9 protein-coding genes are annotated in these 8833 nt (G+C 33.9%); 1 reads left to right on the forward strand and 8 read right to left on the reverse strand.

Annotated features, from left to right (window positions below; all coding sequences use genetic code 11):
* Positions 1–215: 215 nt before the first annotated feature.
* The 8 genes from ABEB18_RS17345 to ABEB18_RS17380 all read right to left on the reverse strand — a co-directional run bounded on the left by ABEB18_RS17345 (position 216) and on the right by ABEB18_RS17380 (position 7637).
* Positions 216–617 (reverse strand): OsmC family protein, encoded by a 402-nt coding sequence (locus tag ABEB18_RS17345; RefSeq protein WP_028123739.1) that lies wholly within the window; start codon positions 615–617, stop codon positions 216–218.
* Positions 618–619: 2 nt separating this feature from the next.
* On the reverse strand, positions 620–1339 hold the full coding sequence (locus ABEB18_RS17350) for a hypothetical protein (RefSeq protein WP_302718658.1): 720 nt from the start codon (positions 1337–1339) through the stop codon (positions 620–622).
* Between the two features lie 46 nt (positions 1340–1385).
* A complete protein-coding gene (gene msrA / locus ABEB18_RS17355) occupies positions 1386–2357 on the reverse strand; it encodes a peptide-methionine (S)-S-oxide reductase MsrA (protein WP_302718656.1) in 972 nt (323 codons plus the stop codon).
* A gap of 7 nt (positions 2358–2364) precedes the next feature.
* Positions 2365–2859, reverse strand: coding sequence for a peroxiredoxin family protein (locus ABEB18_RS17360; protein ID WP_302718654.1), 495 nt, complete (start codon positions 2857–2859; stop codon positions 2365–2367).
* Complete coding sequence (locus tag ABEB18_RS17365) at positions 2856–3050, reverse strand: hypothetical protein (RefSeq protein WP_348800613.1); 195 nt, start codon at positions 3048–3050, stop codon at positions 2856–2858. The genes ABEB18_RS17360 and ABEB18_RS17365 overlap by 4 nt, the downstream gene beginning before the upstream one ends.
* A gap of 168 nt (positions 3051–3218) precedes the next feature.
* The gene (gene xerA, locus ABEB18_RS17370; RefSeq protein ID WP_348800614.1) at positions 3219–4256 is read right to left on the reverse strand and encodes a site-specific tyrosine recombinase/integron integrase; all 1038 of its coding nucleotides are present in this window, start codon (positions 4254–4256) and stop codon (positions 3219–3221) included.
* A gap of 348 nt (positions 4257–4604) precedes the next feature.
* Positions 4605–6053 (reverse strand): glyceraldehyde-3-phosphate dehydrogenase, encoded by a 1449-nt coding sequence (locus ABEB18_RS17375; protein WP_348800615.1) that lies wholly within the window; start codon positions 6051–6053, stop codon positions 4605–4607.
* A 183-nt stretch (positions 6054–6236) separates the two neighbouring features.
* Positions 6237–7637, reverse strand: a complete 1401-nt coding sequence (locus tag ABEB18_RS17380; RefSeq protein ID WP_348800616.1) for a trypsin-like peptidase domain-containing protein — start codon at positions 7635–7637, stop codon at positions 6237–6239.
* A gap of 219 nt (positions 7638–7856) precedes the next feature.
* Here ABEB18_RS17380 and dapF point away from each other — a divergent pair, with 219 nt between their 5' ends.
* A complete protein-coding gene (dapF, locus tag ABEB18_RS17385) occupies positions 7857–8723 on the forward strand; it encodes a diaminopimelate epimerase (protein ID WP_348800617.1) in 867 nt (288 codons plus the stop codon).
* Positions 8724–8833 lie beyond the last annotated feature (110 nt).

The following is an 8833-nucleotide window of genomic DNA, read 5'->3' on the forward strand; positions in this document are numbered from 1 at the left end:
TTTTTTGTCTTTTCCGCTTTCAAAAACCTTATTAAATTCATCTGTTGTTCGTCCACGGAGCAATCTCTCCTAACGGTTTGGGTATTGCCGAAGGCGGGGATTTTTTTGCACAGAACTTCAATAGAAATACCGCAGTTCAAATATTACAGAAAAGTTGATTAGAATTCCTTCAGCCCCGCTTTTGGCAATACCTTGTTAGTGGCAGTGCATTTGATTTAAAGCGTTATAGGCATTATATCCCATTCGCTATTTAACAAACGGTGGATATAACAACGGTCGGCTTGTTTTATCAATTCTTCTTTCTGCTCTTCGGAAAGATTACCTTCAATAATCATTTTAATTTGAATAGTGGTTTTTAGCCCTCCTTCCCCTCTTGCTACTTCTTGCACTAGTTCGGCTGTTACATTCTCTATCTCCCAGTTGTTTTTGCGAGCAATAAAACGGACAGTTCCGACTTTGCACATTGCCAAACCGCTTAAAACAAGTTCTGAGGGTGCTAAACCTAAATCTGTTCCTTTACTTGTGATAGGTTCGTCACCAATAATGGTGTGCTTACCATTAGTGATAATACTTTGGAAGCCTTCTTCAATGTTTTTAATTTTAATTACTGTTGCCATTTTTATATAAATTTAGATCCTAAAAGTTTAATTTTATCAAATATAATAGGAGGATAATATGAATGTGCATCTGCACAAATAGTGCATTTTCCAGTTTTAATATTAATATCGTCATCAAGGTCTTGATAAGGAAAAATATTGAATAATAATTCGTGTTGCAAAAGAGTTCTATAAAATAAAATATGTTGTGATTTTGAAGAAATAGTATCAATGCGATTGAATAATTCTTCTGCACTTTTCAAAATACTTAATAATTCTCTTACTCCATCATACATAAGTACATCATCTGTATTATGAATATCTACTTTCATTTGTTCCAAATCATTTAAGAAACATTTTATGGCTCTTTTTCCATACAACAGTTGTTTTCCATTTGCATCAGAAAACTCATAACTGAAATTTTTTATTGTTTCTTGAAAGAAAGAATAAAAAGTCCGTATTTGTTCTGTATTGTGTTGTAGTTCTTCCTTTATATTGTCTTTTTCTATTTGATTTTGCACTATGCCATTTGCTGAAAGTTGAGCTTTTAACGCTAAATATAGAAGTATAGAGCCAATGAGTTGAGAAATAGGATTTGTTATACCGCCAATCGCATCGCCAACAACGCCAAAATTACCAATGCCTGTTTTATTGAGCAATGGAAGTAGTAATGGAAATAAAAATGTTAATAAAATACCAAAAAGCAAGAGCCATTTTGCATTTTTATCAAGACTATTTTTCATTCTTTATTTTTTAAATTGCTTCATTAAAAATTTATGTCTTCGTCCATTATTTCTTTAGTTTATCCTGATAAAGCGATTTTAATTTTGCTAATTTGGGATTTATCACTGCGGTACAATATCCAGCTTCGCTATTGCGATTGTAATAATCTTGGTGATTTGCTTCTGCTTTGTAAAAATGCTCAAACATTTTCACTTCTGTTACAATCATATCATCGTAGGCAGGTTGAACTTCTTCAATGACTTTTAAAGCGAGCATTTTTTCTTCTTCTGTTCTATAAAAGATAATGCTACGATACTGTGTTCCTCTATCAGCACCTTGTTTATTTATGGTTGTTGGGTTGTGAGTAGTTAAATGAATTTTTATCAAGTCTTCAAAGCTGATTTCAGAAGGTAAGTAGGTAATTTCAATTACTTCTGCGTGACCGGTAGTTCCAGAACACACTTCTCTATAAGTAGGATTGATAATTTCGCCACCACTATAGCCGCTTTCTACTTTTACAACTCCTTTTAGTTGTTGAAACATCGCTTCTGTACACCAAAAGCAACCACCACCAAATGTAATTTTTTTCTCATCAGATTTTACTTTCTTTAGAGCGACAGCATTTATGCAAAATCGCAATCCGCTTGGCATAGGCCCATCTTGAAAAACGTGTCCCAAATGAGCATCGCAAGTGCTACAAGTTGTTTCTATTCGATACATACCAAATGTAACATCTTTGATATAATTAATTACATTCTCTTTAATGGGCTGTGTAAAACTAGGCCACCCTGTTCCACTTTGAAATTTTTCTTCGCTGTCAAAAAGTACAGTGTTACAACATATACAAGCATATTTGCCAGGTTCAAACAAATTACACATTTCGGAGCTGTGAGCTCTCTCTGTTCCTTTTTTACGAGTTACATAAAATTGTTCTTCGGTAAGAAGTGATTTCCATTCTTCTACCGATTTTTCAATTCTTTGATCTGGTTTAAGGTTGCCATTATTGGCTAATCTTATTACGTCTATCCATTTTTGCATAAAAAAATTATTTAATTGTTTGTAAAAATTCAATTGCTTTTTCGGTATTCAAATGAAAATCATTGAACACTACTTTTCCTTCTTGGTTTATAAAAATGAACCAAGGGGTTCCTCCTGTTCTGTAATGATACATTACACTTGAAATATTATGTGTACTTTCATTTCCCTCATCTTGTCCAAAAGGAATTTCTAATTTATACTGCTTTTGTGTTTCTTTTAATTTTTCAAAAGTGTTTTGACTTTTGCCTTCAAACACCGTTTGAATAGCGAAGAACTTGATTGCTTCATTGTTTTCTAATGCAGAGACCATTTGTTGTAGGGAAGGTAAGCCAATTTTATGGCAACCAGGGCACCAACTTTGGAAGCAATACAATACAATGAACTTTCCTCTGTAATTAGAAAGCTGTATAGATTCAGTATCTATTCCGTAGGCATCAATCCACCTAAATTTTTCAAGTTCTGGGGCATCAAATCCCTCTATACCATATTTTTTATTATTCATTTACCATTTTTATTTATAAGTAATTTAAACACAGATTTCGCAAATCTAACATATTCATTCGTTTTTAAGTCAAACCCTATCCATTTGTAGTGGTTTCCGTATGGACACAATGGGGCATTGATTTCTCTTCCATCTCGTAATTCGTATCTATTTGGATCTATATCATATTCTACTTTTCTTATCCTTTTCAATTCAGGTTTCATTGTTCCTTGTTTTGGCTTGGCATTGCCACTAACTCGTTTATATGTGTATAAAATCAACCTGATTTGTTCTAGTTTGGGATGTTATACGCATGTTTTGGTTTGTTTTAGTGCGTTTAATTTTTTTTGTTTAGCGCATTACAAAAATAAAATTATTTCTTACATGTCAAAGGGGTTGATGATTTTTTGCAAAGAATTATTGGAGACATGGGTATATATCATGGTGGTTTTGGGACTACTGTGTCCTAATAAGTCTTGAATGTAACGCAAATCGGTTCCTGATTCTAGTAAATGGGTGGCAAAACTATGTCGTAAGGTGTGTAAACTTATGCGTTTTGTTATTCCTGCTCTGCGGGCTGCTATTTGCAACACGGCTTGTGCACTTCGGCTGCTGTATTGTTGTTCGAATTGGCCTTCGAACAAATACAATTGTGGCTTGTAAATGGTGAAATATTCTCGTAACAATAAAAGAATTTTATTGGATAATAAAGTGTAACGGTCTTTTTTTCCTTTGGCATTTTTGATATGAATGAGCATGCGTTGACTGTCGATATCTGTAAGTTTCATGTTTATTGCTTCGCTAATTCGGAGTCCTGCTGAATAGATCAAGGCTAATAGTGTTTTGTGTTTTAGATTGGTTGTTGTGTCTATTATTCGCATTACTTCGTCTTTACTCAGGATGTTGGGTAAGGTTTTGGCATTTTTGGGACGAAATATTTCTTCGATGATCATTTTTCGGGTTTCAATAATTTGGAAGAAGAGTTTAATAGCGTTGATAACTTGGTTTTGATAGGAAGCGGATAAGTTGTTTTGGATGATATAATCGTTGTTATAAATAATCACATCTTGATTAGTAATTTCGGATAGTGGTTTTTCTCTATAGAATACCAAAAAGGATTTTATGGCTTCGCTGTAGGTAGTAATGGTGTTTTCGCTATATCGTCTGACACGTAGCCATTGTTTGAATTTTTCGATGTTTTCAATGCCTTCTTGAGACGGGATGGTATGCGATAATGGTTTTATTTTGAACCGAATGCGGTTTTCTTCGGTGTCGGGTATGTGCCACATTTGTAGGGATTGGCTCCATCTTGCTCCTTCTATTTTTTTGATTCGAGTTATTAAGTCTGTATTTTTTTCAAAATAAACAGCAATTCTACTTTGTTCTCTGTGCTTGGTTACTTTGGCTGACCAGATCATTTCTTTTCTATTTATGGTTAGAGTAAATATACGATTTTTCTTCTTTTTAAAAGATTGTTTGGATAAAGAAATTGGCTTTATATAACTATAGAGGTTAAGACTGCGTGAGGGATAGGAGTAAGCTACCAAAGTAGCACGGATAGCCCGACCCTGTTGTGCAAAGGGAGCGTATGTACGTTGCAATGATTGGCTCCCTTTGTGCAACTGGGGCACGCCCAATAAAAAAACCGCTAAGTTGTTGAACAAAGCGGTTTTGATTTTTACAGGTTAAGTGATAAATCTAAAAAACTAAAAATTAAAACTAAAAAGTACACTTTTGCCTGTAAAGTGGTTGGGGTTAGTTATATTTTAATAATAGGTAAAGCGTCTTACTTTGGCTATGTATTTCGAAAGTCGTATTACTTGATGGCTGTATCCGTATTCGTTGTCGTACCAGATATAGAGTACTATGCTTTTTCCGTCTTTGGAAACAATTGTAGCATTGCTATCATAGATGGATGGGGCAGAGGTTCCAACGATATCCGAGGATACTAATTCGTTGTTGATAGAATATTTGATTTGTTCTACGAGTTCGCCTTCGAGTGCGTATTTTTTTATAATCGAATGAATTTCTTCTGTAGATGTGGGTGTGTTTACTTCTAGATTTAGCACGACCAAAGATCCGTTTGGTACGGGAACTCTAATGGCATTTGAGGTTAGTTTTCCTTCTAACGATGGCAAGGCTTTTGCTACTGCCGATCCTGCACCAGTTTCGGTAATGACCATATTGAGGGCAGCGGCTCTTCCTCGGCGGTATTTATTATGCATGTTATCGACCAAGTTTTGATCGTTGGTGTAGGCATGTATGGTTTCTAGATGGCCTTTTACAATTCCTAAGCTATCTTCTATTGCCTTCAAAATTGGGGTTATTGCATTGGTAGTACAGGATGCTGCCGAGAAAATATCTATTTCGTCAGGGTTGTATTCGTTATGATTTACGCCATGTACGATGTTTGGAACACCTTTTCCAGGTGCTGTTAGTAATACTTTGTGAATTCCTTTTGAAACTAAATGGCGACTTAACGCTTCTTTGGTTGTAAATGCTCCTGTGTTGTCAATAAGTAAGGCTTTGTTTATTCCGTAAGTGGTATAGTCTATTTCTTCGGGTGTTTTGGCAGAAATGATATGAACGGTAGTGCCATTGATGATGAGTGCGTTATTGGTTACATCAGCAATTACCGATCCTTGAAAATCACCGTGAATGGAATCGTATCGCAATAATGATGCTCTTTTTTCTAAGTTTATTGCATCGTTTTTATCTCTGGTTACAATGGCTCTCAATCGCATTTGTTCGCCTTTTCCAGTCTTTGACATTAGTTCTCTGGCTAATAAACGACCTATGCGACCAAACCCGAAGAGGATTACATCTTTTGGTTTTATTTCTTTGGTTGATTTGGCTTTTCGCAATTTGTGTAATACAAAATGCCTGATGTCTTCATATTTCTCATCTTCTAATCGGTATTCGTAAGTGAGTTTTCCGATATCTAATTTTGCTGGTGGTAAATCTAAAGTTAGAATTACGCTGGCAATTTCGACTGAATCAGAAACTGAAATGGGTTTTCCTATAAATTTTGCTGCATATTCATGCAAGTTGATTATTTCGCTTACATTTCTATCAATTAATGGGTTGCGAAATAAAACCAACTCTATTGATTTTTCATACCATAAATCGCTAATAATTTTAATTAATTCTACTCCTGTTCGTCTTTTTTCGGCTTGAAGTGAAACTTCCTTTTCGTACAGATCGATTTTAATCATGGTAAAAGTGTGTGGTTTGGTTAGTTTTTTAATAACAAATTGATTAATATTTGTTGTAAATTTTTCAATTTCGGTGCAAATGTAAAAATTTCAATCGATTTCGTAACTTTTTTTTCTTTTTTTTGAATAAAAAAAATCGGCCCATATTTTATGAGCCGATTTAGAATTTAGGGTTGTAATTTTTTAAATAATGATTCGGATGACTTCACCGTTTTTATTGATCATTTCGATACGGGTACTCTGTTTTTCGTCTTTATTATTCAATATTTTAGAAACAGTCTCGACATCGGTTGCTTTTACATTGTCAATGCTAATTATAATGTTTCCTTTTAATTCTTCGCTGTATTGAGCCAAGTTTTCGTTGGTAATATCTTTAATTTTTACACCGTAATTTAGTTTGAATCTTTTTTTGTCATCAGCATTAATGTTTTCAAGTTCGATTCCTTTAAACTCAGTACTAAAAGACTCATTTTTACTCAAGACAACTGGGACAACCATTTTTTGGTTGTTTCTAATGATAGTAACATCAACTTTGTCATTAGGACGTTTGGTGTTTACGTATCCAGACAAATCAGCAAATGTGGCAATATCTTGATTGTCTAATTTGATGATAATGTCGCCTTTTTGTAATTTGGCTTTTTCGGCACCGGAGTTTTTGGCTACTCTATTGATGTAAAAACCTTGAGTTTGGGTTACTCCAAGTTCTTTTGAAGCAGTTCCGTTCAGTTCACCACCTTCTACACCAAGAATACCTCTTTGTACATTTCCAAATTCCATAATGTCTTCGATAATTTTTCGAGCATTATTAGAAGGAACTGCAAAGGAATATCCGACATACGAACCCGTCATAGACGAGATCATAGTGTTGATTCCGATAAGTTCGCCTCTAGTATTTACTAATGCACCACCGCTGTTTCCTGGATTTACAGCTGCATCGGTTTGAATAAAAGACTGGATTCCTCTAGTATCAAGATTTCTGGCTTTGGCCGATACGATTCCAGCGGTTACGGTAGAGGTTAAGTTATACGGATTTCCAACTGCTAGAACCCATTCGCCAACTTTTACCGAATCGGAATTAGCAAAAGTAGAATAGGGTAGTTTTTCATCGGCATCAATTTTAAGTAAGGCAATATCCATTTTAGAATCGGTTCCTATGAGTTTAGCTTTGTAAGTTTTTTTGTTATTCAAAGTGATTTCGATATCGTTCGCATCCTTTACAACATGATTGTTGGTCACGATATAACCATCTTCAGAGATAATAACCCCAGAACCTGTACCAACTTGTTCTTGTTGCTGACCTCCGCCATATCCATAAAAATATTCCATAATAGGATTAGAAACGGTTCTAACCGATACGTTTTTTACGTGAACTACTGTATGGATTGTTTTGTCTGCAGCAACTGTGAAATCGGTATTTTCGGTTGATAAGTTGACTGCTCTGTTAAAAGTTTCTGGAGCAAGAGTTGTAATACCTTGTTTATGGGAAGAAAAATAGCCATTGTTGTCAAATAATACTTTATACGCACCAAGAGTTGTTGCGCCACTCAACAAGGATACCACGAATAATTTTGAAATTTGTTTCATAGTTTGATAGATTTGTTTTTAAGTGTTTTTTATTTACCATTACTGTTAAGCTCCTTATAAAATTGATAGCTTATTAGTAAAATCATTACGAAATTAGAGTAAAAAAAAATTCGCACAATATGGTTTAACGCTCTTTAACAATGATTAACAATTCATTAATAGTTTGTACTTTTGTTGTGCTAAAAAAGGCTGAAAAACAACATAAATTTTAAAATAGAAATGACAGAGAATTTTTTCGTAAAAACACATGGATTAGGGAATGAGTATTTAGTATTTGATGAAGATAATATCACTTTCAATTTATCTGAAAGAGCAATAAAAAGAATTTGCAACGTAAATTTTGGAATTGGTTCAGACGGAATATTACTGTTGGTAAAATCGGATAAAGCTGATATAGGACTTAGAATATTTAATCCAGATGGTTCCGAAGCTGAAAAAAGTGGAAATGGCTTAAGAATATTTTGCAAATATGTTTTTGATTACGGAATTATTAAAAGAAATGAATTCACAGTAGAAACAAAAGGCGGAATTGTAAAGGCAAATATTGAGGAAGTGAGAAACAACAAAGCTACCTTGATTACTGTTGATATGGGAAAAGCAATTTTTAAATCATCTGATATTCCAACAAAAATAGAAAAAGACATCGTAGAAAATGAACTGATACAAATTGAGGATAAAGAATACCGTATAAATTGTGTTTCAGTTGGCAATCCTCATTGTGTGATTATCAAAGAGAATTTAGATGTTGAGGAAATAAAAAAATACGGAAAATATATTGAGAACTATAAAATGTTTCCCAATAGAATTAATGTACAGTTTGCAAAAGTTGTAAATCGAAATGAAGTTGAGGTGTTAATTTGGGAACGAGGGGCAGGATTTACTTTAGCTTCAGGAAGTTCTTCGTGTGCAGTGGCAAGTGTATTAAGAAGAAAGGGTTTGATTGATAGTGAAGTAACTATTAAAATGCTTGGAGGGAAATTAAAAATACAAATCAATGATGAAATGGAAATAAGAATGACTGGTGAAATAAGACAGATTTGTGAAGGAATTTTAAGCGAAGAATTAATAGAGGACTTAGAAAAATAAAACCTTTTTTTGGAATTACCCAATAAGAATTATGAATTATGAATTACGAATTATGAATTACGAATTATGAATTACGAATTATGAATTACGAATTATGAATTACGAATTAT

Origin of the sequence: Flavobacterium adhaerens (assembly GCF_040045115.1) — a bacterium.
GTDB lineage: Bacteria > Bacteroidota > Bacteroidia > Flavobacteriales > Flavobacteriaceae > Flavobacterium > Flavobacterium adhaerens.

Bases quoted from the DNA above. Each gene is read 5' to 3' on its own strand.
- ABEB18_RS17345 (WP_028123739.1), bottom strand. From the start codon at position 617: ATGGCAACAGTAATTAAAATTAAAAACATTGAAGAAGGCTTCCAAAGT.
- ABEB18_RS17350 (WP_302718658.1), bottom strand. From the start codon at position 1,339: ATGAAAAATAGTCTTGATAAAAATGCAAAATGGCTCTTGCTTTTTGGT.
- msrA (WP_302718656.1), bottom strand. From the start codon at position 2,357: ATGCAAAAATGGATAGACGTAATAAGATTAGCCAATAATGGCAACCTT.
- ABEB18_RS17360 (WP_302718654.1), bottom strand. From the start codon at position 2,859: ATGAATAATAAAAAATATGGTATAGAGGGATTTGATGCCCCAGAACTT.
- xerA (WP_348800614.1), bottom strand. From the start codon at position 4,256: ATGATCTGGTCAGCCAAAGTAACCAAGCACAGAGAACAAAGTAGAATT.
- ABEB18_RS17375 (WP_348800615.1), bottom strand. From the start codon at position 6,053: ATGATTAAAATCGATCTGTACGAAAAGGAAGTTTCACTTCAAGCCGAA.
- ABEB18_RS17380 (WP_348800616.1), bottom strand. From the start codon at position 7,637: ATGAAACAAATTTCAAAATTATTCGTGGTATCCTTGTTGAGTGGCGCA.
- dapF (WP_348800617.1), top strand. From the start codon at position 7,857: ATGACAGAGAATTTTTTCGTAAAAACACATGGATTAGGGAATGAGTAT.